This is a genomic window from Sphaerisporangium album, from assembly GCF_003323745.1.
In the GTDB taxonomy this organism is placed as follows: domain Bacteria; phylum Actinomycetota; class Actinomycetes; order Streptosporangiales; family Streptosporangiaceae; genus Sphaerisporangium; species Sphaerisporangium album.
Genome location: NZ_QOIL01000009.1, coordinates 23,068 through 46,978, shown reverse-complemented (window position 1 = coordinate 46,978; position 23,911 = coordinate 23,068). Strand labels below are relative to the sequence as shown.

At 71.5% G+C, this 23,911-nt stretch carries 21 protein-coding genes; 12 read left to right on the top strand and 9 right to left on the bottom strand.

What is annotated here, in order from left to right; all coding sequences use genetic code 11:
- Positions 1–2 precede the first annotated feature (2 nt).
- The 5 genes from DQ384_RS17120 to DQ384_RS17100 all read right to left on the bottom strand — a co-directional run bounded on the left by DQ384_RS17120 (position 3) and on the right by DQ384_RS17100 (position 6,193).
- Positions 3–1,307 carry an ABC transporter substrate-binding protein gene (locus DQ384_RS17120; RefSeq protein WP_114029839.1) on the bottom strand — a complete coding sequence of 435 codons (1,305 nt, stop codon included), beginning with the start codon at positions 1,305–1,307 and terminating at the stop codon, positions 3–5.
- Entirely contained in the window at positions 1,304–2,614 is a 1,311-nt protein-coding gene (locus DQ384_RS17115; RefSeq protein ID WP_114029838.1) for an alpha-L-fucosidase, read from the bottom strand. Before DQ384_RS17115 ends, DQ384_RS17120 begins: the two co-directional genes overlap by 4 nt.
- Before the next feature lie 78 nt (positions 2,615–2,692).
- Positions 2,693–3,703, bottom strand: a complete 1,011-nt coding sequence (locus DQ384_RS17110; protein ID WP_114029837.1) for a LacI family DNA-binding transcriptional regulator — start codon at positions 3,701–3,703, stop codon at positions 2,693–2,695.
- A 324-nt stretch (positions 3,704–4,027) separates the two neighbouring features.
- Positions 4,028–4,291: a LuxR C-terminal-related transcriptional regulator gene (locus DQ384_RS17105; protein ID WP_114029836.1), complete on the bottom strand. Its 264-nt coding sequence runs from the start codon at positions 4,289–4,291 to the stop codon at positions 4,028–4,030.
- A gap of 63 nt (positions 4,292–4,354) precedes the next feature.
- Positions 4,355–6,193: a BTAD domain-containing putative transcriptional regulator gene (locus DQ384_RS17100; protein WP_181871256.1), complete on the bottom strand. Its 1,839-nt coding sequence runs from the start codon at positions 6,191–6,193 to the stop codon at positions 4,355–4,357.
- 488 nt (positions 6,194–6,681) lie between these two features.
- On the opposite strand from DQ384_RS17100, the gene DQ384_RS17095 reads away from it, so the two are divergent.
- The 7 genes from DQ384_RS17095 to DQ384_RS17065 all read left to right on the top strand — a co-directional run bounded on the left by DQ384_RS17095 (position 6,682) and on the right by DQ384_RS17065 (position 14,175).
- A complete protein-coding gene (locus DQ384_RS17095; protein WP_114029834.1) occupies positions 6,682–7,659 on the top strand; it encodes an ABC transporter ATP-binding protein in 978 nt (325 codons plus the stop codon).
- 1 nt (position 7,660) lies between these two features.
- Positions 7,661–8,473, top strand: a complete 813-nt coding sequence (locus tag DQ384_RS17090) for an ABC transporter permease (protein WP_114029833.1) — start codon at positions 7,661–7,663, stop codon at positions 8,471–8,473.
- A gap of 22 nt (positions 8,474–8,495) precedes the next feature.
- Positions 8,496–9,647: a YcaO-like family protein gene (locus tag DQ384_RS17085; RefSeq protein ID WP_114029832.1), complete on the top strand. Its 1,152-nt coding sequence runs from the start codon at positions 8,496–8,498 to the stop codon at positions 9,645–9,647.
- Positions 9,647–10,969, top strand: coding sequence for a TfuA-like protein (locus DQ384_RS17080; RefSeq protein ID WP_114029831.1), 1,323 nt, complete (start codon positions 9,647–9,649; stop codon positions 10,967–10,969). Before DQ384_RS17085 ends, DQ384_RS17080 begins: the two co-directional genes overlap by 1 nt.
- A 49-nt stretch (positions 10,970–11,018) precedes the next feature.
- Positions 11,019–12,275: a cytochrome P450 family protein gene (locus tag DQ384_RS17075; protein ID WP_114029830.1), complete on the top strand. Its 1,257-nt coding sequence runs from the start codon at positions 11,019–11,021 to the stop codon at positions 12,273–12,275.
- 13 nt (positions 12,276–12,288) lie between these two features.
- A complete protein-coding gene (locus DQ384_RS17070; RefSeq protein ID WP_114029829.1) occupies positions 12,289–13,323 on the top strand; it encodes a methyltransferase in 1,035 nt (344 codons plus the stop codon).
- Positions 13,324–13,473: 150 nt separating this feature from the next.
- On the top strand, positions 13,474–14,175 hold the full coding sequence (locus tag DQ384_RS17065; RefSeq protein WP_181871255.1) for a response regulator transcription factor: 702 nt from the start codon (positions 13,474–13,476) through the stop codon (positions 14,173–14,175).
- Here DQ384_RS17065 and DQ384_RS17060 read toward each other — a convergent pair.
- From DQ384_RS17060 to DQ384_RS17045, 4 genes are all read right to left on the bottom strand, one after another.
- Positions 14,129–15,562 (bottom strand): NAD(P)/FAD-dependent oxidoreductase, encoded by a 1,434-nt coding sequence (locus DQ384_RS17060; RefSeq protein ID WP_114029827.1) that lies wholly within the window; start codon positions 15,560–15,562, stop codon positions 14,129–14,131. The two genes, DQ384_RS17065 and DQ384_RS17060, sit on opposite strands and share 47 nt — an antisense overlap.
- Before the next feature lie 45 nt (positions 15,563–15,607).
- Positions 15,608–15,886, bottom strand: a complete 279-nt coding sequence (locus DQ384_RS17055) for a PqqD family protein (protein ID WP_114029826.1) — start codon at positions 15,884–15,886, stop codon at positions 15,608–15,610.
- 12 nt (positions 15,887–15,898) lie between these two features.
- On the bottom strand, positions 15,899–17,359 hold the full coding sequence (gene stsB, locus DQ384_RS17050; protein ID WP_114029825.1) for a StsB family radical SAM/SPASM domain sactipeptide maturase: 1,461 nt from the start codon (positions 17,357–17,359) through the stop codon (positions 15,899–15,901).
- Between the two features lie 97 nt (positions 17,360–17,456).
- Positions 17,457–17,735, bottom strand: coding sequence for a StsA-related sactipeptide RiPP (locus tag DQ384_RS17045; RefSeq protein WP_114029824.1), 279 nt, complete (start codon positions 17,733–17,735; stop codon positions 17,457–17,459).
- Between the two features lie 290 nt (positions 17,736–18,025).
- On the opposite strand from DQ384_RS17045, the gene DQ384_RS17040 reads away from it, so the two are divergent.
- From DQ384_RS17040 to DQ384_RS17020, 5 genes are all read left to right on the top strand, one after another.
- On the top strand, positions 18,026–18,226 hold the full coding sequence (locus tag DQ384_RS17040) for an aroma-sacti cluster domain-containing protein (RefSeq protein ID WP_114029823.1): 201 nt from the start codon (positions 18,026–18,028) through the stop codon (positions 18,224–18,226).
- A complete protein-coding gene (locus DQ384_RS17035) occupies positions 18,223–21,249 on the top strand; it encodes an ATP-binding protein (RefSeq protein WP_114029822.1) in 3,027 nt (1,008 codons plus the stop codon). The genes DQ384_RS17040 and DQ384_RS17035 overlap by 4 nt, the downstream gene beginning before the upstream one ends.
- Positions 21,246–22,124: a S8 family serine peptidase gene (locus DQ384_RS17030; RefSeq protein ID WP_114029821.1), complete on the top strand. Its 879-nt coding sequence runs from the start codon at positions 21,246–21,248 to the stop codon at positions 22,122–22,124. Before DQ384_RS17035 ends, DQ384_RS17030 begins: the two co-directional genes overlap by 4 nt.
- A complete protein-coding gene (locus tag DQ384_RS17025; protein WP_114029820.1) occupies positions 22,114–22,713 on the top strand; it encodes a GAF domain-containing protein in 600 nt (199 codons plus the stop codon). Before DQ384_RS17030 ends, DQ384_RS17025 begins: the two co-directional genes overlap by 11 nt.
- Positions 22,714–22,818: 105 nt before the next feature.
- Entirely contained in the window at positions 22,819–23,868 is a 1,050-nt protein-coding gene (locus DQ384_RS17020) for an iron ABC transporter substrate-binding protein (protein ID WP_114029819.1), read from the top strand.
- Positions 23,869–23,911 lie beyond the last annotated feature (43 nt).

Genomic DNA, 23,911 nt, shown 5'->3' with positions numbered 1-23,911 from the left:
GGTCAGGAGGCCTTGGCCCAGTCGTCGTCGAGGGAGGCGAGCACCTGGTCGACGGTCCTGCTCCCGGTGACCAGGTCCTGCGCGGCTGCGCGCCACTTGTCGACCACGCCGGGCGGCATGCCGTCGTCCCCGGCCTCCCAGCCGAACGCCTGGGTTACCCTGTCGGCCTGGACGCCCTGCCGGTACAGGTCGTAGCCGAGCTTGAACACCGCGCCGGTGTCGGCCGGCGGGGTGTAGCCCTTGATCGCGGGATACAGCCCGTCGTTGTGGACGGAGTTGTCGAGGTTCGCCGTGTCGAGCGTGTAGGCCAGCGCGAACTTCTTGGCCTCGGCCAGGTGCTTGGCCGAAGCGCTCACCGACAGGCCGCCGCCGGTGAACGCGGGCACGACCACGCTCGCGTCGTCGCTCGGCCAGGTGAAGGCGCCGATCTCCCACGACGGCTTGCGCTTGGGGTCGTCCCCGGCGGCCGCGAACCAGTTGCCCATCGGGTACATGGCGCCCTTGCCGTCCAGGAAGGCCTGCTCGGTCGCCGCGTAGTCGCGCGAGACGTCCTTCTTGTCGATGTAGCCCTTCGCGGCGAGGTCCGCGAACTTGGTCGTGGCCTTCACGAAGTCCGGGTCGGTGAACTTCACGCTCCCCGCGCGCCGCCTGGCCATCCAGTCCGGGGTCTTCGCGTAGACGTCGGTGGCGATCGTGGCCGTCCAGGCGAGCGTCGAGGCGAACGGGTCCTTGCCGCCGCCGATCACGAACGGGGTGATGTTCTCGGCCTTGAGCTTGGCGCAGGCGTCGAGCAGCTCGGCGTACGTCCTGGGCGGGGCGCCGATGCCGGCCTTGGCGAACAGGTCCCTGTTGTAGTAGACGACCGGGATCGTCTGGGTGTTGGTCGGTAGCTGGTAGACCTTGCCGTGGACGGCCCCGTTGCCGGGGAACTGGAAGTCCTTGAGCTCGTCCGGGGTGAAGGCGGCCATGGCCCCGCTCTCGGCGAAGCCCGCGGGGGAGACGGCGATCATGACGTCGGGGAACTGGCCGGAGGCCAGGAGCTGCTTGGCGTACGAGACCCGGTCCTCGCTCGGGGCCACCAGCTTCTTGACCGAGATGTCCGGGTACTTGTCGGTCACCCGCTTGATCGCGGCGTCCCATACCTGGGGCGTGAGGTTCGGGGTCTCGAAGACCAGGAAGGTGATCTCCTTCTTGGCCGCGGCGCCACCCGCCCGCGGGGTCTGCTCCTGCCCGACAGTGCATCCGACGGTGCACCCGGCGAGTGCGACGGCGGCGGCGAGAGCCGTCGGTAAAGCCCTGTGCTTCATGACGAGTTGCCTTCCGATCGGTGATGAGGGATGTTCTCCGGCGCCGCTGGACGCGGCGAAGCGGTCCCCGATGGTGTGCGGGCCGTCCTCAGCGCGAAGACCGTGTCGTGGGCGTCCCAGGCGGTGATTCCGCTGATCGTGAGGTGGCCGCCGGACTGCGCGAACGCCAGGCTCTCGCCGGTGCGCACGTCGCGCACCGAAAGGACCCGCGGGCCGCAGTCCTCGACGCGGATCGCGTCCCCGGACGGACGGCCGAGCACGTGGAGGTAGTGGCGGCCGGCATCGTCCCTGCGCGCGGTGGCCACGATGGTGACGGCGTCGCCCTGCCGCGCCCCCCCGAGCAGGACGTGGCCGCGGACGGAGCCGCGGCCCTCGGTGCCGCCGACGGACTCCCAGATCGCGTCCAGGTAGGACGCCGCGAAGCCGATGAAGGACTCCTGGTTCGGCGGGAACCCTCCGTCGTGCCGCGCCCCGAACGCGAGCAGCGACTTGGTGGAGGACCCGGCGTTGGCGATGATCCGCCCGATGACCCGGCCGTGGTCGACCGCCGGGTCGCCGCCGGCGTGCCACCAGCCGCCCGTGACGGTGAAGCACGACTCCGTGAGGTGGGGGACGTCGGCGCTCGCGGTGACGCCGGGGGCGACGACGTCCATGGTCGCGTCCCCGGGCGGATGGTCCTGGTCGTTGCTGACCAGGAGCCACTCCGGGCGTTCCGCGCGAATGCGGTCGTACAGGCCGCTGCGCCTCCAGTAGGCGTTCTCCCTGTCGATCCAGAAGCCGGCCAGATCCGGATAGAGCCGCATGACCTCGGCGAAGTTGTCGTAGGCGAACGCGCCGAACCCGTCGCGCGTGGTCAGGTCCACGGGCGCGCCCTTGTGCGCCGAGTAGGCCGCCGAGTCCAGGAGCCCGACGCCGGTCTCGTCGTGCCAGCGGGGGTCGTCGGTCATGTAGAGCAGGACTCGCACGCCCTTGGACCGGGCGGCCGAGACCAGCTCTCCGAGGAAGTCCCTGCGGGTGGACGGGCTGCCGGGGACCCGGGACGGCCAGACCCTGACGTAGCCCAGGCGGCTGTGGAAGGACGCCAGGACGAGGTGGCTCGCGCGGAGGGCGACGGCCCTGTCGACCCAGTGGCCGGCGTTCCACCCGCCGGCCGTGACGGCGGCCTCCCACGCGCGGACGTCGGTGTACGGAGGCGAGGTGCGCATGCCCCAGTGGAGGAACAGCCCCAGCACGCCGTTGCGCAGCCATTCCTGCCGGGCGAGGGCCAGGGCGCGGCGCTGAGAGCTGGTCTCGCTCGGCCCCGTCATGCCGCCTCCCTCGTTACCGCTCACGTGAGCGATCACGGTGACCTTCTTCCAACGAGGGCGGAATGTCAATAGTGAGGATCAGACGGAGGCGCGGATGGCGAGTTGCGGTTCGATGACGGCCTCCGGCACCTCGTCCGCCTCGGCGCCGTTGAGCAGCAGCGCCGCCTGCTCCACGGCCAGCTCGCCCAGGCGCCGCTTGTCGATGTGCAGCGTCGTCAGCGGCGGCTCCACCAACTCGCCGATGCTCAGCCCGTCGAAGCCGAGGAAGGCCAGGTCCTCCGGCACGCGAAGGCCGAGGTGACGCGCGCGGAGCTGCGCGCCGATGGCGATCACGTCGTTGTAGGCGAAGACCGCGGTCACGTCCCGGTGCACCGCCAGCAGCCGCTCCAGCGCCGCCGCCCCGCCGTCGATCGAGTTGTGCGCGGGCTGGATCCAGTCGCTGTTCACGGGGAGCCCGTGCTCGCCCATGACCTTGAGGTACAACTCCCTGCGCGTGTTGGGCGCCTGCGCCACGCGGGAGGACTCGTCGTCGAGCATCGCGATCCTGCGGTGACCCTTGGAGACCAGGTATTCGAGGCCCTGCCGCGTCCCGCCCTCGAAGTCGATGCGCACGCCCGCGACCGCCGGCGCCCGGCCGCCCTTGTCCAGCAGGACGAACGGCATGTTGCTCGTCGCCGCCTTGACGATCGCGTCGTGGTGGAGCAGGAACGCCACCCCCGCGTCCACCTGATCGGTGAGCATGTCGACCACCTCCAGTTCCTTGCGGTACTCGGAACCGGTGTTGTAGACCACGACCTGCCAGCCCCGGCGCTCTGCGGCCTCCAGCACCCCGGCCGTCACCTCCGGGAAGAACGGGTTGAGCACGTCGGCGATCACGAGCCCGATGGTGATCAGGTCCTGCCGCACCAGGCCCCGGGCGAAGCGGCTCGGGCGGTATCCCATCGTCCGCGCCGCTTCGAGGATCCGCTGCCGGGTGTCCGGGTCGATCTCGGACTTGTTGTTGATCGCCCGGGACACCGTCTGCCGGGAGACACCGGTCGCGCGCGCCACATGGTCGATGGTGATCCGGGGTTTTCTGTTGGTCGGCACGATGGGACTGTAACCGCCGCGGGGCGTTCGCGCCTTCCCGTCCACCGTGAGCGTTCACGGGTCTGCGCACCGTGACGGCGGGCGGCTCCCGCCTGCGCCGCGCGACGGGCCGGCCCCGGCTCCGGCCATGCCGGGGTCGGCCGTGCTCGGAAACTATCGGCCGACTTTCGGAGTGGAAAGAGTAGTTATGGCCTGCTTTTCTCACGTCGCGGTGAGCTGCGGGAACGTTCCGTACGGTTGACCGCGGACTGAATCTTTCGGAGACCCGCCTCGACGACCCTGGGGCACCCGCGTCCGGTGTCGTGCCGGCCCGGGCGCCCGGACTCAGAACACGCCCTCGCCGATCACGTTGGGGGCGCTGGGAGGCCAGATACCGACGCGCAGGAGCTCGTGGGCGTAGGAGTACGCGACGAGCTGGCTGCGGTTGCTGCAGGCGAACTGGTCGAGAAGCTTGCTTATCCGCTCCGCCACCGTATATCTGCTGAGGTGCATCTCGCGGGCGATTCTGGTTGTCGTGTAACCCCGGGCCAGCATGACGATCAGTGATCTGTCGCGATCATTTATCAGGTCTTCGGAAGTGAGACTCATGTGAATTCCTTGGTCCGATCGCCGTGACTGGAGGCGGCTGGTGGAAGTGCCTCTGAATCGACTCTAGAAAAGCCCGCTTAACCGCCGGTATGGCGTTGCCGTGCGGCCGGTTACGGCGCCGGGCCGGCAGGGCGCGTCGCCCCTGAGGATCTCCTCGTACAGGTTCCTGAGGACGGGGCTCGGGGTGATGCCGAGCTCGGCCGCCAGATACAGGCGCACGGTCTCGAACTGGGAGAGCGCCTCGGGGGCGCGCCCGCAGCCGGCCAAGGCGGTCATCCTCGCCGCCACGAGCCGTTCACGCCCGGGGAAGAAGGGCACCAGGTCGTCGAGGCCGTTCAGGACCTCGATGTGCCTGCCCCGCTCGATCTCCAGCTCCGCCCAGTCCTCGTTGATCGTGAGGTACAGCTCGGTGTACCGGCCGACCACCTCGTCGATCAGGCGGACACCCCGGAACTCCGCGAGCGGCCGGCCGCGCCACAGGCGGGTGGCGTAGTGCAGCAGGGTCAGTGCCGCGTCGGCGTCGCCCTTGCGCCGCGTGTCGCGGGCGGCGCAGGCGAGGTCCCGGAACCGGAGCAGATCGAGGTCGTCCGGCCCGGCGTCGAGGCGGTAACCCCACCCCTCGTAGGTGATGCGGTCGCCGATCTTCCTGCGCAGCGCCGAGACGTGAACCTGGAGGTTCTTGCGCGCCGTGGGGGGCGGTCGTTCGTCCCACAGGGAGTCGAGGAGCTGGTCGGTGGGAACCACCTGGTTCGGCCGGGAGAGCAGGATGGCGGCCAGGAGCCGGGCCTTCCTCGCGCTGAGGTGGACGCTCGCGTCGTTCACCCGGATCTCCAGCGGCCCGAGCAGGCAGGCGTCCATGCTCGGCGTCCTGGCCCGCGCATGTCCCGCGCGGTCGGTGCCGAGCGCGAGGAACCCGGCCAGGTCGATCGCGGACGGGCCCTTCCGCGCCGCCTGGCGGTGCAGCGTCCGCACCATGGACAGCGCGGAGATGGAGACGTCGTCGACTCCGGCCCTGGACTCGAACCACCGCCAGTCACCGTCGGGGTTGACCTCGAGGAAGACCGGCCCGTCCCCGGTCAGCAGGAAGTCGAAGGCGCCGTAGCGCAGCCCCCACAGCTCGGTGAGCGTGCGCACCGCCTTTTCCACAGGCTCGGGCACCGGGACCGGCGAGACCGTGACGGAGGCCGCGTCGCGCCAGAGCGCCTCGGGCGACGATTTGCCGACGCGAAAGGCCCGGATCTCGCCGTTCACGTAGTAGACGCGCAGCTCCGCCTGGTGCTCCACGTACTCCTGGACGATCATGGGCACGTCTCGCACGGCCAGGTGCCTGGCCGCGGCGCCGTCCACGATCTCCGGGAAGATCCCCTCCAGGGTGCCCGGCGCCGGTTCGACGAAATGCCGGTGGAGGGCCTTGACGATGACGCGGTCGCTCGACAGGTCCGCGCTCGCCGCCCCCGGATGGGTGGTGACGATCGTCCGGGGAATGCGGATCCCCGCGCGCGCCGCGCCGTCGAGCTGGACCAGCCGCCCGGGATCGGCGCCGCCGGGCAGGTGGACCGCCGACAGCGACGACACCTGGTCGACGAGGCCGCACCACGACTCCGCCCGGAACAGCGCGGGCGCCGAGCCGTGTCCCGGGGGGACGGCCCGCGGCGAGAAGTGCCGTACCCAGGTGACGGTCGGGATGACGCGGCGCCCGTCCACCGTCAGCGACCCGTCCTCGTGCAGGGTGAAGACGCGCAGGTCGGCGATCGACCCGACGTCGATCCGCAGGCTGGGCACGCCGAGCGTCCGCAGCCCTCGCTGGAGCGCGGCGAACTCGGTGAGACCCGCGCGGTCGGCGAGGACGACGCAGGGCAGGGGGATCGCGGGGTCGGTCTCCTCCGGTAGGTGCCATGTCACGCCGGGACCTCCGGCGGGCATTCGCAGGGTGTACGGAGCATCGCCGGGTCGCTGATCGAGGTTCACTGGCAGTCCACCGCCTCGGGTCTCCCAAACGGACGTGGCTTCGAGGGGCGGTGGATCAGCTTCGATCCACGTGCGCTCCGATCGCCGGCGGCGGAGTGCGGCTGATCAGCGGTTCACGCCGGCCGCTCGCGGTGTAGTCGTCCATGCGCCGATGGTCAACGGACCGGCGAGGCGGCACAATCACTCCTCTGTCGTTCGGCATATGCGGCGCGGCCCGGATTTCGTTGAATAAGGGTTGACCTGGATTGACGGGCATCCGAGATGAGAATTTCGCCCCTGGTCAAAAATGTCCGTCGGCACGCGTCCGGTTCCCGACGAGCCCGGGAGCGATATTGGTAGCCCACGTTCGTGGGGTTGTGTCACCTATTTATCGCCAGGTCATACTCGGTCTGCGACACATCCCCAGGGAAAAAGAGGCCGGGATGACCACAGCGGAGGGCGTAGTGAGGGGTGGGGCCGTGCCGGGCGATGTGGTGACGGCCGTGGGGCTGACCAAACGCTATCGGAACAGCGACAGACCCGCCGTGGACGACGTCTCGTTCGAGATCGCCCGTGGGGAGACCATCGGGCTCCTCGGGCCCAACGGAGCCGGGAAGACGACGCTGATCAAGATGATCTGCGGGGTGACCGTCCCCACCTCGGGCCACATCCGTGTCTTCGACGCCGATCCGGTGCGCCGGCCGGTCGCCGCCAAGAGCGGCATCGGGGCGATGCACCAGACCGGTCCGTTCGACATGATGCTGCCGGGGCTCGACAACCTGCGGATCGCGGCCCGCTTCCGCGGTCTCAGGTGGCGCGACGCCGAGCCGTGGGCGCTGGAGGTCGCCGATTTCCTCGGCCTGACCGGCGCCCTGCACCGGCTGTGCTTCCAGATGTCGGGCGGCCAGCGGCAGCGGTTGCAACTGGTACGGGCACTGCTCACCATTCCGCGGTTGCTGATCCTCGACGAGCCGTCGGCGGGGCTGGACGTGGCGGGGCGGCGCCAGGTCGAGCGCTTCGTGACCTGGTTGCGCGAGGAGCACGGGGTGACCGTGCTGTGGACCAGCCACCACATCGACGAACTGGAGCGCAACAGCCAGCGCGTCCTGGTCATCGACCGGGGCCGCGTGCTGCGCTTCGCCAAGCCGCGCGAGATCGTCGAGGAGTTCGGCACCACCCACCTGCTGGTGACCGTCGAGGATCCCGAGGCGAGCCGCGTCGTCGCGGCCTGGGCGGACGCGGCCGGGCTCACGACCACGGTCTCGGACTTCGAGGTACGCCTCGAGGGCGCTCGGGCGCGGGATGTGCTGACCGAGCTGTCCCGGCACTGCCGGGACCACGGAGTCGCGATCTCGGGCGTCTCCACGGTCGCGGACTCGCTGGAGCAGGCGTTCCTCCGGATGACCGAGAACGAGCGGTGAGATGACCGAAAAACTGCAGTTCACCCACACTCCACCCGTCGCGGTCGCGAAGACGGCCGACCTGTCGGCGGTGGTCTACCGCGAGTACGCGCTGCTCGCCCGCAACCGGGTGTACCTCATCCTCGGCCTGACGCCGATGCTGGTGTACCTGCTGCTGGTGAACACCTCGCTGAGCAACCTCGTGCAGGTCGTCGGCTACAAGGGCGTCCAGGTCGGGTTCGCGGTCTTCCTCCTGCCGATGACGCTGGGGATGTCGGTCGTCAGCGCGGCGGGCACGTCCGGCATGGCGCTGTTCCAGGAGGAGCTGAGCGGGGTGGCGACCCAGCTGTGGTCCTACCCGATGCGCAGGTCGCGGTTCCTGCTGGGCAAGATGATCGCCGGAGTGTCGCTCGTGCTGGGCCAGAGCCTGCTGGGCCTCGCCGCGGCGGTGCTCATCTTCGACTTCCCATTCGGCTGGGAGGGCTGGGTGGGCCTGCTGGCCGCGCTCACGCTGGCGGCCCTGGCCTTCAACGGGCTGTACCTGGCGGCGGCCATCACGATCACGGACTTCCAGGCGTTCATGGTGCTCTCGAACGTGTCGATGCCCGTCCTGGTCTTCAGCGCCCCGTCGCTCTACACCTTCGACAGCATGCCGACGGTGCTGCAGTGGGTGTCGGTGGTCAACCCGCTGACGTACGCGATCAACGGCATGCGGGACGCCGCGATCTTCGGTTTCGGCGACGCGTGGCCGGACCTGCTCGTGCTGGCCGTCATGGCGGCCATCGGCTACACCGTGGGCGGCCGTGGCCTGCTCAACCGCGCGCGCAACATCTGACCCCGTACAAGGGCAAGGGACGATGCGGACAGACAACTCCTCCTTCTCGTGGATCTTCTCCGACTCCGACCGCTCCAAGGTGCGGCTGCCCGGCACGGACAGAGCCCACGATCCGGCGGCCACGCTGGAGATGGCCGGTCGTGCGGCGCGGAGGGTCGGCGTCACCCGGGTCGCGGACATCACCCTCCTCGACACCATAGGAATCCCGACCTTCCAGGCCATCAGACCGACGTCCAGGACGCTCGCCGTCTCGCAGGGCAAGGGGGTCACTCCGGAGCTGGCGAGGCTGTCGGCGATGATGGAGGCCGTCGAGCTGTGGCACGCGGAGCAACCCCTCTGCCCCGTGGCGACGGCGCCGCCGCGCGAGGTCGCCGGGCGGCTGGGCTACGACGTCCGCGACCTGCCGCTCTCCACGCCGACCGTGCTGCACGATGGGCTGCCGCTGGACTGGGTCGCCGGCAGGTCGCTGGTCGACGGCGCGGAGACGCTCGTTCCCGCGGACGTGGTGGGGTTCTCGCTGGTGCGCAGGGCGGGCTGGAACCCTCCGGCGTTCTTCGAGTCGACCAACGGCCTGGCCAGCGGGAACACGGTGGCCGAGGCCGTCCTGCACGCGTTGTACGAGGTGGTCGAGAGGGATGCCGTGACGACGGCGATCAGCGGCGGCGACCGGGGCGTCCTCGTCGACCCGGAGACGTCGGGGTCGCCGGTCGTCGGCGAGCTGTGCGCGATGACGGCGCGGGCCCGGGTCCGGCTGGAGGTCAGGTCCCTGCCGTCGCCCACGGAGCTGCCGTGCTTCCTCGCCCGCGTCTCCTGCGATGACTACCCTCCGGGGTTCGTGGGGTACGGCTGCCATCTCAGCTCCGAGATAGCGCTCACCCGGGCCGTCACCGAGGCCGCGCAGGCGAGGCTGGGCTACATCTCCGGCGCGCGGGACGACCTGCTGCCGGACTTCCACAAGGACGCGGCGCCCGTCCCGGCGGCGGGTCCCGGCGAGCCGATCCAGACGCTGCGGGCGCACGGGAGCCTGGTAGACGACCTGGAGGACGTGGTCAAGCGGGCGGCGGTCGCGTTCGCGCACGCGCCCGTCGTCATCGACCTGACCAGGGAGGACATCGGGGTCCCCGTCGTCCGTGTGGTGGCGCCCGGCAGCCGCGTGCGCCCGGAGGTGTTCTGATGAGCCCCCGCAAGGTCGTCGTCTACGCCGGTCCGACGATCTCCGAGGACCAGGTGCTCGGCGTGGTCCCGGAGGCCCGGGTGCGGCCACCCGTGGCCCGGGGGGACCTGCTCAGGGAAGGGTGGAACCGCGACGACACCGCCGTCATCATCGACGGCTACTACCGCGAGCGGCTTTCGGTGGGCCACAAGGAGATCCTGTGGCTGCTCGACGAGGGCGTGAACGTCATCGGCGCGGCGAGCATGGGCGCGCTGCGGGCGGCGGAGCTGAGCCCGTACGGCATGAGGGGCGCCGGGGCCGTGTTCCGCATGTACGCGACGGGGGAGGTCGACGGGGACGACGAGGTCGCGGTGCTGCACGGGCCCGCCGACGTGGGCTACCCCGTCGGCACGGTGGCGATGGTGAACGTCCGCTACGGCTGCCAGGAGGGTGCGAGGACCGATCTCGTCCCCGCCGCGGCCGGTGAGCGGATCGTCGAGGCGGCGAAGCGCCGGCCCTTCACCCACCGGACCTGGCATGAGCTGGAACAGGAGCTCGGCCCGGAGGACCACGAGGCGCTGAGCACGCTCCGGCGGATGATCGGCTCGGGGGAGTGGGACCTGAAGCGGCTGGACGCGGTGGCCGCGCTGAGAGCGGCCGGCGACCGCCCGGACGAGGCGTCCACGGCGTGGGAGGCCCGGTCCGCTCTGACGGGGATCACCCACTACGAGGCGCTGAAATGGCGGTCGACGCGCGAGTACGCGCCCGGCCGGTGGATGTCCGATCTCGACGCCCTGAACGCGGCGCGGCTCTTCGGCGACGACTACCCCCGGCTGCACGAGGAGGTCCTGACCGGTCTGCTGGAGGACTTCGCCCGCGAGCGCGGCACGGACGTGGAGGCGTACGCCCGCGCCAGGCTCGGGGCCGACGGCCGCTCCGCGCCGCCGCCCGCCCTCGCGTCGTGGCTCACCGGGACGGAGCCGGACACGCTGCCCCCCGCCGAGCTGCTGCGGACGGTCATGGTGCGGGTGTGGCCGGTCTGGCAGTCGGCCGACTGGAGGCCGCACGTCCTCGCGCGGCTCCGGGAGTCGGGCCGCCTGGACGAGTGGGCCGCGACGGTGGCCCGCGCCGACGAGGTCGCCGAACGGACGCGCGACCGGGTGGTCGTCCCGTCGCCGGAGATCTGCGGAAGGTTCTTCCTGCGCCGCTGGCAGCGGAAGGGCACGTCGGCGCAGGTCGAGATGGCCAGGCGGGGGTTTCGCGGGCTGGAGGACCTGGGCCGCGTCGCCAGACGGTTCTTCGCCCTGGACGTCCAGAACGCCCGCGCGTCGACCGGGCGTTGAGCGATCGTCGCGCGCGGCCGGGTGGCCGCGCACGCGTGAGGAGAGGCCGATGACCGCGACCACGCTCGGCCGGTCGTTCGACCCGACCGCCCCGCGGCACCGTCCCGACCCGCATCCGCTCTTCCACCGGATGCGCGAACGGGCCCCCGTCCACCGCCACGCGAGCCCGGCGACCGGCCGCGCGTTCTGGTACCTGACCCGGTACGCGGACGTGCGGCGCGCGCTCCTCGACCCGGAGATCGGGCGGCAGCTCGACCGGCTGCCCGACGAGCTCGCCGCGCTCCACCGCGGGCAGGACGGTGACCCGCTGGCGATGGTGAGACGGAACATGTTCAACCTCGATCCGCCGGACCACACCCGGCTGCGGCGGCTGATGGCGCCCGCGTTCGGCCCCCGGGCGACGGCGGCGCTCGACCGGCGCGTCCGCCAGGTCGTCGCCGGGCTCGCCGACGACCTGGCGGACCATCTGGCCGACGACCCGGCGGGCGCGGACGGCGAGGTGGACCTCATCGAGGCGCTGGCCCTGCCGCTGCCGATCCTGATCGTCGCCGAGCTGCTCGGCTTCCCGCACGCGGACCGGGCGCGGCTGCGCCGGTGGAGCGACGACATGCTGCGCGGCCGGGACGTGGCCCGGGTGCGCGCGGCCGGGATGGAATTCGTCGCGTACGTCGAGGAGAGGATCGACGAGCGGCGGGCCCGCCCGCGGGAGGACCTGCTGTCCCGGCTGCTCCAGGCCGAGCGGACCGGCGACATCAGCCACGTCGAGCTGATATCCAGCGTGTTCCAGTTGCTGTTCGCCGGAGACGAGACGACGGTCAACCTCATCGGCAACGGAGTGCTCGAACTGCTGCGCCACCCCGAACAGCTCACGCGGCTGCGCGCGCGACCGGGGATGATCGACTCCATGGTCGAGGAGGCCGCGCGGTTCAACGGCCCCGTCGGGCACTCGCGGCCGCTGTACGCGCTGGCCGACGTCGAGATCGGGGGGACCGTGATCCCCCGCGGTGACATCGTCGTGCCCGTGCTGCTGGCGGCCAACCGCGACCCGGCGGTGTTCCCGCGGCCGGACGTCTTTGACATCGGCCGCGACCCGAACCGGCATCTGGGCTTCGGCCACGGCATCCACTTCTGCCTCGGCGCGGCCCTGGCGCGGATGCAGGCCCGGGCCGCCATCGGCACGCTGGTGCGCCGCTTCCCGGACCTGGCCCTGGCGGTCGACCCCGCCGACCTGCGATGGACGCCGGACCTGTTCCTGCACGGGGTACGCCGCCTGCCCGTGCTGGTGCGGCGCCCTCGCGAACGTTGAAAGGGAGCAGCCGATGACCGACCACGTCCCGCCCCGCGAGGCGTACGCGACGCTGTCCCGGATGGCGTTCGGCTTCACCGCCTCGCAGATCCTGTACGCGGCCGTCCGGCTGGGCGTGCCGGACGCCCTGGCCGCCGGCGCGCTGCCGATCGGGCGGCTGGCGGACGCCGTCGGCGCGGACCCGGGGGCGCTGCGCCGGCTGGTGCGGGCGCTGGTCGTGCTGGGCGTGGTCGCCGAGGAACCACCCGGGCACTACGCGCTGGCCGAGATGGGCCGGCCGCTGCTCGCGGGCCACCCGCGGTCGATGCGCTCCGGCGTGCTGCTGCTCGGCGACCCCGCGACGTGGCGGGCGTGGGGGGCGCTGACCCACGCCGCGCGTACCGGCGAGGCGGCGTTCGACCACGTGCACGGCCGGCCGCTCTTCGACCACCTCGCCCGCGACCCGGAGTTGTCCGGCATCTTCAACACGGCGATGCGCGAGGGCACCGGGCAGATCGCGCCCGAGGTCCCCAAGGCGTACGACTTCTCCGGCGCGCGGACCGTGGTCGACATCGGGGGCGGGAACGGCGCCCTGCTGGCCGCGATCCTGGCGGCCGCGTCCGACGCCCGTGGCGTCCTGTTCGACACCGCCGAGGGGGTGGCGGGCGCGGCCGAGACGTTCCGCCGCGCGGGGGTGTCCGATCGCTGTTCGATCCGGACCGGCGACTTCTTCGAGGCCGTGCCGGAGGGCGACCTGCTGCTCGTGAAGGGCGTCCTGCACGACTGGGACGACGAGCGGTGCGTCACGCTGCTGCGCGGGTGCCGCGCGTCGATCGCCGCCGGCGGGCGCCTGCTGGTGCTGGAACCGGTGCTGCCGTCCAGGATCGGCACGCCGGAGGGGGCCGCGGTCGTCATGAGCGACATCGCCATGCTCGTCTACACCGGTGGCCGGGAACGCGACCGGGACGAGTTCCGGCGCCTGCTCGCGGCCGGCGGGTTCGCGCTGGCCGGGGTCACGCCGCCGCTCGGGGGCTCGGCGGTTCGGATCCTGGTCGCGGATCCGGTCTGAGCGCCCGGAAAACGTCAGGGCCGATCCACCAGGGCGGGCGGCATGAGTACGCTCCGTGCTCTGGTGGTCCGACGCGGTGAATGCGCATAATGAGCCGGTCGCGCAAACTCGCTCAAATCGGAAGGTCACTTGACACAACGGGGCGAATGGGTGGCCGCAGGTGAGGCGATACCCGCCCTGCGGGTCGTCGTCGGAGACCCGGACCGGGTCTTGCGCGCCAAGCTCAGGGGCCTGCTGCACATGGGCAACGGCTTCTACGTGGTAGGGGAGGCCGGCGCCACCCAGGCGCTGAGCGATCTGGTCGTCCGGCACCGGCCGAGGGTCGCGGTGGTGAACGCGGCGCTACGGCTGCCGGGCGGCGCCGAGGTCGCCCTGGCCGTCGCGGCGCAGACCAGGAACAGGACGCAGGTGGTGCTGGTCTCCGAAGCGCTGGACGAGGAACTGCTCGGGCGCGCGCTTCGTGAGGGGGTCGGCGGCTTCGTCCACAGGGAGTCGCTGCTGGAGGAGATCGTGCCCGCGATACGGCTGGTCTCCGCGGGCCACACGTTCATCTCCACTTCGATGATCACGCTGCTCCGCGACCGCATCGCCGCCGTGACCGCCGGGGTCGACGACCGGCTCGCGGCGCTCACCCGCCGCGAGGCCGAGGTGCTGGCGCTGGTCGCGACCGGCCTGTCCAACGCCGGTATCGCCGAGAAACTGGGCATCGGCGCTGGAACGGTCCGTTCCCACCTCGCCCGCATCCTCACCAAGCTGAAGGCCGCCAACCGGGCGCACGCGGTCGGCATCGCGTACGAGTCCGGCTTCATCGCCGGGGGATCTCACCGCCCACGGGCACGCGGACCGGCGTGACCGGCGGGATCGACCGCGAGAGCCACCACGCGTGAAGGCCCGGGAACTGCGCGATCGCCTCCGGCGACGAGAGCAGGGGATCCGGCTCGCCCCTGAGCGCCCGCGACCGCGACGACGTGTCCGTCCGGGCCTCCGCCTGGATCAGCGTCTGGGCGTGGAAGAGGTCGGCCGCGAGTTCCGGGCTGCTCAGCGCCGCCCGGGCCAGACGGGTCCGGATCCGGCGCTCGAACGCGGACGCCTCCCGCCGCTCGTCCGCTCCGCCGGCGTGCCCGCCGTCCTGCCGGACGGCCATCCGCCACGACGTCTCCGCCTCCGCCGCCACGGCGGCCTGAAGGTCCGGGGTGAGGGACGGGTCGAACCCGCGCCGGGTCAGCTCCCTGTCCAGCCTGAGCGCGCCCAGCGCGGCGACGGACATCCCGTGCGAGTGGACGGGGTTCACCGCGACGACCGCGTCGCCCGTCGCGAGGAAGCCGGCGGGCAGGCGGGCGCGTTCGTAGAAGCGCCGCCTGTTCGCGGTGTCGCGGTAGGGCCTGACGCCGCCGAGGGGCGTGGCCGCCGCCATGAGGTCCGCCACGATCGGGTGGCGCAGGCAGCGCGCGAAGCGCGTGAAGCCCTGCTCGTCGGCCGGCGGCTCGCCACCCCTGGTGCCGGTCAGGGTGACGACCCACCGGTCGTCCTCGATCGGGAACAGCGTCGCCCCCTGCGCCGGCCGCCCCTGCGCCGGGCCGGGATGGATCATGATCGCCGGTACGCCGCCGGCGAGTTCGGGAGGCGCCTGGTAGACCCGTGTGGAGTACGCCAGGCCCGAGGTGACGCCGGCCTCCTCGACGTCCGGTGCTCCGAGCTCGGCCAGCCACCGGGGCGCCTTGGACCTGCGCCCCGTCGCGTCCACGACGAGATCGGCCTGGAAGGTCCGCGCCGGACCTCCCACGCGCCCGGCACGGACGCCGGTGACCCGGGTCGCGTCCCCCACCAGCCCCAGCGCCTGCGCCCCCTCCCACACCGAGACGGCGCCGCCGCCCAGCGCCCGCTCCCGCACCACCTGGTCAAGCAGTCCCCGGCTGCACGCGACGAGGTAGGCCTCGGTGTCGATGCGCCGGAACCATCCCTGCGCGGCGAGGATCAGCGCACCGCCGGACAGGCCCCGCCGGTGCGCCCCGCGCGCGTAGAGCGCCTCAAGGGTGCCGGGAAGCAGCGCCTGCAGCGCCCTCGCGCCGCCGGTCACGAGCACGTGGTTGTGGTGGGACTGGGGCAGCCCCCGCCGGGGGCGGGGGCCGGGCGGGTAACGGTCGGTCTCGATCAGGATGACGTCGTCCGCGTGCCGGGCCAGCACGGCGGCGGCCAGCACCCCCGCGAAGCCCCCGCCGAGGACGATCGCCCTGTTCACGGGCGCGCGGTCAGCACGGCCGGCCGGGCCGGGTCGGTGGCCGCCTCATGCCGGGTGCTCTTCGACCAGCTTGCGCTCGATCATGGTGCCGAGGAAGTCCTGCACGTCCGCCCGGATGCGCCTGCTCACCGCGGTGTTGCCGCCGGCGAACTCCTGGGAGAGCTTCGAGACGATCGGCTCGCGTTCCCCGTCGCTGTCGATGAGCATCCAGATCCTGGCGGCGGTCGCGTTCAGGGTCGTGAAGGCGCCCGTGTCGATGTCGTACAGGGAGACGCCTTCCGCGGTCTCCTGCCATACGACGGAGTCGTTGATCCGCAGTGACACACTCCACCTCCGCTATGCCGGCGTTATGGGAAGCAGCTCGCCGATCCTGACGGCTTTGGGCGAGGGGGGAACATAGGTCTTCCAGTCGTCGAAGACCGGGTGCACGTCGTCGTTGACGACCAGGTGCGGCGTCGTCATCGTGAAGTTCTTCTTGGCGAGCTCGGAGGGGCTGACGCCCGCCTCCAGCCAGAGCTGCGTGGCGACGCCGTGCCGCAGGATCCGGCACTGGTGGCGGCTGTTGCGCCGCAGGTCCTTGGACTCCGCCATGTGCGCGGCGCGGCAGCCTCCGCCGCAGGACGCCTTGATGTAGCACTTCGCGCAGTCGGCGTGGTAGTCGCCGCCGAACACCGTGCTGGTGCGCATGTCGCGAAGGACCGGGCTGGCGAAGACCTCCGACAGCGACTGCCGCCTGACGTTGCCCGCGTAGTGCGCCCGCCCGGTGACGAGCTTGCACGGGTAGACGTCGCCGAGCGAGTTGATGTAGATCTCGTTGCCGCCCATCCCGCAGTTGCCCCTGACCGAGCACGGCGAGACGGGTCTCGGCCCGTCGGGCCTCAGCTTGCCGGCGGCCGGCGACGTCCAGGCGATCTCCTGGATTTTCAGATGGTCCTGCCAGCCGAAGTCGTAGTCGTCGGTCTCCCCGCGGCCCAGATTGTTGTGGTACATCAGCCGGATGCTGTCGACCTCCAGCCCCTCGACGAAGAGCGCGAAGTCCTCCAGCTCGTCGACGTTCTCCGAGGTGACGATGTGGTTGATCTTCGGCACCACACCGGCCTCGTTGAGCAGTTGGAGGGCGCGATGGGTCTTCGCGAAGGCGCCGGCGCCCCGGGTGCGGTCGTGCGTGTCGGCCGTGCCGCCGTCCACGCTCACCGTCACGGAGTTGAACAGCTCGGCGAACCGCCGCGCCGCCGCGGGCTTCCTGATCATCGTGGCGTTGGTGACGATGTTCGACTTCAGGCCGCGGCCGTTGGCGTGCTCGACCAATTGGAACAGGTCTTTCCTGAGCATCGGCTCGCCGCCGGTGAAAATCAGGACCTCGGCCCCGAAATCGGCGATCTGGTCGATCAGGGCGAGCGATTCCGCGGTGGTGAGCTCGCCCGGCAGGCATTTCTCGGACGAGGCGTAACAGTAGGGGCAGCGAAGATTACAGCCGTCGGTGACGGCGTAGTACACCTGCCGCAGCGGAGGTTCTACGAACCGGCTCTGCGGGCGAATTCCGTTGTAATAGACGATCCAGTTCAGGATCATTCTTCCGAGGGCCCGATCGGTTTCGCGGGTCTCTTCGAGCCGCGCGTGCTCTCCGCTCGCCCGGGGACGGGCCAGGGCCTGGAGGATGGCGAACTCACGCGCGTCGAGGACACACCGGCCGCCCACATTCGGGTTGACCACCAGGTAGTCCTCGTCGTGCACGAAGTAGGTGAGGTCTTCTGGTACATCGAACAAGGCGGGATTTCTCGCCAGCTTCCCGGACATCCGTTCCCCTTCGTGATCCAGCGGTGGAGGCGGCCCCGGACCGTTCTGTCCCGCGACATGCGGCCGGGGCCGCCTCCGTTCAACCGTTCGGACCGGATCAGCCCGATCCGGACCCGGACCAGGCGCCGCACATGCACGATCCGCCTATGCTCGGGGCCTCGTCGACGTGCGCCACCACCTCGGGGGTGGCCCACTCTCCGGCCTGCGGGGAGCGCGCCAGCACCTCGGGCAGGACGGCGGGGAGCCGGGACTTCAGGGAGATGAGCAGGTCGACTTCCTCATGGGTCAAGGTGGCGAACGCCTCCTCGACCTCCGCGGCGATCGGGTCGCTCAGGACACCCGCGTCCCGCAGAGCTTCCCTCGGATCGAAGGCCATGCCTTCACCTCTCTATCTGGTGAGATGTGTTGCAGGTCGAGTATGGGCCGGTCGCGACAAGGTGACACAACCCCACGAACGTGGGCTGATCCGTACCGGTTTCCAAGCCGTGGCGCCTGCTCGGGAATGCAAATCGAAAACCACACGAATGTGGGTTTCCGGCTCGCTTGCGATCACCGGCGGGCCGTTTCAGGCTGGGCGGGCGGAACGATATCCGCGCCTCGGAGTTTCCATGGCGCCGGCACCCGGAAATCGCCCGGCGAACCGGCCGCCGACGAAAGGAAGACTCGATGGACAGAACCGGATCGGGCGCGTTCGACGCACTGGGCAGGCTCCGCGCCGCCGGGCATCCCATCGACCTGCTCGACGAACGGCAGCGACGGGTGTTCGCCGAGCTCTCCGAGACCGAGGTCGCGTTGCTGAACTCCATCAAGAAGCGCCTGGACGACGCCGCGGGTGAAGTGGAAGGACAGGAGTTCAAGATCGTATGACCGGCAGGGGCCCGCGACCCGCCCGTCGTCACATCGCGGTGCTGTTCATCGACATCGTCGGGTCGACGGAACTCGCCGAGCGCCTCGACCTGGAGCTGCTCCTGCGGATCCTGGAGCGCTACTACGCCGCCTGCAGGACGGAGATCGTCGAACACGGCGGCGTCCTGGAGAAGTACATCGGCGACGCCATCATGGCGGTGTTCGGTGTTCCCGTCAGCCGGGAGGACGACGCGCTGCGGGCGGCCCTCGCCGCGTACGCGGCGATGTCGGCGGTGCACCGCCTGAGCGCCGAGATCGCCCCGACCCACGAGATCCGGCTGGACGCCCACTGCGGCATCGCCTTCGGCGAGGTCGTGGTCGTCGCCGCGTCCGCCTCGGACGTGCGCGTGATCGGTGACGCGGTCAACACCGCGAGCCGCCTGCAGTCCGCGGCCGAGGCCGGCGAGATCCTCGTGGGAGACGAGGTCGCCCGCCTCGTCCGGCACCACGCGGTGCTGGACGAGGTACCCCCGCTGAGGCTCAAGGGCAAACGCGATCCCGTGCGGGCGTGGCGGCTGGTCGCCGTGGAGCCGGATCGCGCGGAGCCGGGAACCGGCGCGATCCCGCTGATCGGCCGCGCCGGGGAGCTGCGCCGGCTGACGCGGCTCCACGAACGCGTCGTCCGCGACCGGCGGTTCGGCATGGCGACCCTGCTCGGCGCGCCCGGCATCGGCAAGTCGCGGCTGGCCAGGGAGTTCCTGCACAACCTGCCCGACGGCGTCGCCGTTCTCACCGGCCGCTGCCCGTCGTACGGCATCGGCGCCACCTACCGGCCGATCGCGGAGATGCTCGAAGCCCTCAACGGCGACTGGCCCGCCATCGCCGAGGCCGTGGGCCCGGACGCCGAGCGCGCGTTGCGCGGGCTGGCCGGCTCGGGCGCCGCGGACTACGGGGACACCTCCGGGGTGGCGGAGATCGCGCAGGCGGTGCGGTCGTTCTTCGAGGTCCTCGCCCGGCGCCGGCCGCTGGTCGTGGTGCTGGACAACCTGCAGTGGGCCGGGCCGACACTGCTCGACCTCATCGAGGACTGCGCGACGTGGCTCGCCGACGTGCCGGTGCTCCTCGTCTGCGTCGCCCGGCCCGAGCTCTACGACATCCGTCCCTCCTGGGGAAGGAACATGGCCGGCGCCGTGTCGCTGGAGCTCGGCCCGCTGAGCCGGCCGGACCTCGCGCGGCTGGTCGCCGAGCTCTGCGCCGCACGCGCGGACGTCGTCGCCCACGACGACGCCATGGACCGGACGGCCCGGCGGGTGATCGACGGCTCGGACGGCAACCCGCTCTTCGCCGAGCTGATGCTGGAGACCCTCGCCGAGGGCGCCGCCTCGCTGCCGCCCACCATCCAGGCGCTGCTCGGGGCCCGGCTGGGCCGCCTGGGCGACGCGGAGCGCGAGGTCCTCGAACGGGCGGCGACCATCGGGCAGACCTTCACGCTGGAACAGGTGGAGGCCCTGCGCGACGCGACCGCCCCCGCGACGGCGGTGCCCCTGCGACGGCTCCAGCGCGACCGGCTGATCCGGCGCGGCGCGCTGCCGGGGGCGTTCGAGTTCACCCAGACCCTCACCCGGGAGACCGTCTACGCGATGACCAGCAAGGAGGCGCGCGCGGACTGGCACCGCAGGCTTGCCGACTGGTTCGGCGAGCGGGCCCGCGCCGCCTCGGACGACGTCCCGTTCCCGGGGTCGACCTCGGGAGACGTCAGTCAGCACCTGCTGGCGGCCTGCCGGCTCACCCGCGAGGTGCGCCCCGGCGATCCGTGCCTGCCCGAGCTGACCGACCGGGCCGCGGACTCGCTCATCAGGGAGGGCGGTCAGGCGTTGCACCGCAAGGACCTGCCCGCGGCGATCGCGCTGCTGGAACGGGGCCGCGAGATGCTCCCCCGGGGCAGGGAGGAGCACCGCCGGCTCGCCGTGCGCATCAGCGACGCGGAACTGGCACGAGGGGACGGCGCCCGGGCGCTCGCGGCCCTGGACTGCGCGGAGGACCTGCTGCCGGACGATCCGCGCAACCTGCTCAGCTGTGCGATCCAACGCGAGATCCTGGCCGTTCGCTCGGGCGCCCGCAGGACGGAGCTGCGGCCGCTCCGGGAGCTGCTGGAGCTCGACCCCATGGACGAGCTGAGCTGGTGCCGGTTCCACCAGCTCGAAGCGTGGGTCCACATCGAGGACGGACGTTTCGGCGCCGCCGACCGGGCACTGCGCGACGGGGTCCGCCGGGCCGGGGCGATGGGGGACCGCTACGAGGAGGACCGCCTGCTCGGCGGGCTGTGCGAGCTGGTGCAGTGGTCGCCCACTCCGGCGCGGGAGGGGCTCGCGCTCTGCGCCGACCTGCTGGGCCGATTCGCCGGCGACCGTGCTCTGCTGGTGCCGGTGCTCGTCACCAGAGCCCGCCTTCTCGCGCTCTCCGGCGACCTCGTGACCGCCCGTGAGACGCTCGGTACGGCCGCCCGTTACGTGGACGAACTCGACCTCGGCCTGTCGGCGATCGCCGTCGTCCAGGTACGGGGGCTGGTGGAGTCCCTGGACGGGGACCACGAGGCCGCGCGCGGCCTGTTCACGCATGCCGCGGGCGTCCTGCGTACGGCGGGACACGAGGCGCCCGCCGCCACCCTGGAGGTCTACGCGGCGCGCGAGACGCTCCGGCGGGGGGACGCGCGGCAGGCGGCCCTGGAGCTGGCGCGGCCCGAGGCCCGGCCGCGTCAGCGCCGCGGCGAAGTGGTGGCCGTCGCGACGAGGGCCGCCATCGCGTCCCGCGACGGCGCGCACGCCGAGGCGCTCGGCCTCGCCGGGCGGGCCAGCGAACTGCTCGAATCGACCGACGACCCCTGCCTTCGGGGGGACGTCCTGTTCGAGGTCGCCCGGATCCACCGGGCGGCCGGCCGCGACCCGGCCGGCGCCGCCCGGCGCGCACGCGACGCCTATCTCGGCAAAGGCGCGACCCTGCCGGCGCGCAGAGTCCACGACTGGATGGGGGAGCCGTGTCCATGACGCCCACGAGCACACCGCCCTGGCGCAGGGAGAAGCGTGCCCACTTTCCCGGGGTGCCCGCGTGGGGGCTGGCCACCGCCCGGCAGGCCCCCGAGCGTTTCGAGGTCAGCCCGCTGGCGGGGGTCACCAAGGAGTGGGCCTGGGGCGGGGCCGACGGCACCGGTGCGCGCGTGTGCGTGGTGGACACGGGCGTGGACGCGGACCATCCCAGGATCGGCGGCGTGGAACGGGCGTACGAGGTCGTCAGCGGCGACGGGGGCGGGCTCACGGTCGCCGGCTGCGCCCCCGCCGACCCCGCCGGGCACGGCACGGCCTGCGCCGGAGTGATCAGGTCGATCGCTCCCGGCGCGTCGCTCACCTCGCTGCGCGTGCTCACCGACGGGAAGACCGGCAGCGGCAGTGCCCTCGTCACCGGGCTCAGATGGGCCATCGACGCGGGGTTCGACCTGATCAACCTCAGCCTTTCCACCACGAGGTCCACCTTCAGGGAATCCCTCCAGGAACTGGCCGACCGCGCGTACTTCCGGCGTTGCCTGCTGATCGCCGCGGCGCACAACATGCCCGTGCTCAGCTTCCCGTGGACGTTCTCGTCGGTGGTCTCCGTGGCCAGCCATGACCTGGCCGACCCGATGACGTACTTCTACAACCCCGCGCCGCCCGCGGAGTTCCACGCGCGCGGGGTGAAGGTGCCGGTCGCGTGGCCCGGCGGTCGGGAGATCCGCAGCACCGGCAACAGCTTCGCCGCGCCGCACATCACCGGCATCTGCGCCCTCATCCTCAGCAAGCACCCCTGGATGACGCCGTTCCAGCTGAAGACGGTCCTCTATCTGGCGGCGGACAACACGATGCAGAACGGAGAGGCACATGTCCCCTGACGACTTCGACGGCACCGAACGCAAGTTGCTGCAGTCCATCGTCGAGGTGGCCCGCCACATGTTCGGCGCCGCCGCCGCCTCCATCTTCCTGGTGGACCCGGACACCGGTGAGCTGGTCTTCGAAGCCGTCTCGGGCCAGGGGGAGAAAGAGCTGGTCGGGAGCCGCTTCCCGGCGGGAACCGGGATCGCCGGCTGGGTGGCGGCCAGCGGGCAGTCCATGGTCGCCGACGACGTGTCGGAGGTGACGCAGTTCGCCCAGGACGCCGCCGAGTCCACCGGTTACGTGCCGCGCACCATCATGGCCGCGCCGCTCATCCGGTTCGAGGAGTGCGTCGGCGTCCTGGAGGTGCTGGACCGCGCGGAGTCCCGGAGCGATCTGGACGACATCGACCTGCTGGGGCTGTTCGCCACCCAGGCCGCCTGCGGCCTGGAGTTCCTGCTGCGGGTGCGGAACAGCCGGCGCGAGCCGGAGGGCGACCCGTACACGCTCCTCAGGAGGATCGGCGAGAGACTGCCGGGACGGGCCCGGCCGTCGGACGCGGCGGCCGTCCGCCTCCTCGCCATCGCCGACGACCTTCTGTCATTCTGACCGCATTTCGGCCGCGCGTCATCGAGCGATCCGGATTGGACAGGACGTCCCATGCCGCCTTAGGTTAGGCTCACTTAACTTTGCCTTGCCTTAGGGGGATGTGGGATGCGTGGATTCGGCCGGGTCATGCTCGCCGCCGGGACGCTGGCCGTCGCGCTGGCGGCGGCCGGGTGCGGAGGGACGGACGACTCCGGCACGGCGGGTTCGTCGCCCGCCTCGCCCGGGAAGGCGGCGATCACGCTCTACAACGCCCAGCATGAGGACCTGATGAAGCTCATGGTGGACGCCTTCACCAAGGAGACCGGGATCAAGGTGGACATGCGGTCGGGGGAGGACCCCGACATGGCCAACCAGATCGTCCAGGAGGGCTCCGCGTCTCCCGCCGACGTCTTCGTCACCGAGAACTCGCCGGCGATGACCCTGGTCGCGAGCAAGGGCGGCTTCGCCAAGGTCGACCCGGCCACCCTGGCCCAGGTCGGCAAGCGGTACGCGCCGTCGACGGGCGACTGGGTGGGGTTCGCGGCCCGCTCGACGGTCCTCGCCTACAACTCCCAGCAGCTCACCGAGGACCGGCTGCCGGCGTCCATCATGGATCTGGCCAAGCCGGAGTGGAAGGGCAGGTTCGGCGTCGCCGCCGGCGGCGCCGACTTCCAGGCCATCGTCAGCGCCGTCCTCGCCGTCAAGGGGGAGAGGGCGACCGCCGAGTGGCTGGGGGGCCTCAAGGACAACGCGAAGATCTACCAGGGCAACGGGGCGGCGATGCGGGCCGTCAACGCCGGCGAGATCCAGGCGGCCGTGATCTACCACTACTACTGGTACCAGGACCGCGCCGAGGCGGGCACCAACAGCAAGAACGTCGAGCTGCACTTCTTCCCGGACAAGGACGCCGGCGCGTTCGTGGGCGTCTCCGGCGCGGGCGTGCTCAAGTCCAGCAAGCACCCGGCCGAGGCGCAGGCCCTGGTGAAGTTCCTTACCGGCAAGAACGGCCAGCAGGTGCTGGCCGACAGCGACGCGCTGGAGTACTCGATCTCCGCCGACGTGCCCACCAACCCCAAGCTGAAGCCGCTCGGCGAGCTGAGCCCGCCCGACATCGAGCTGTCCTCGCTGAACGGGCCCAAGGTGATCGAGCTGATGCAGCAGACGGGCCTGCTCTGACCGGCACGGCGCTTCGCGGGATCGCGGGACGGAGGGTACGCCG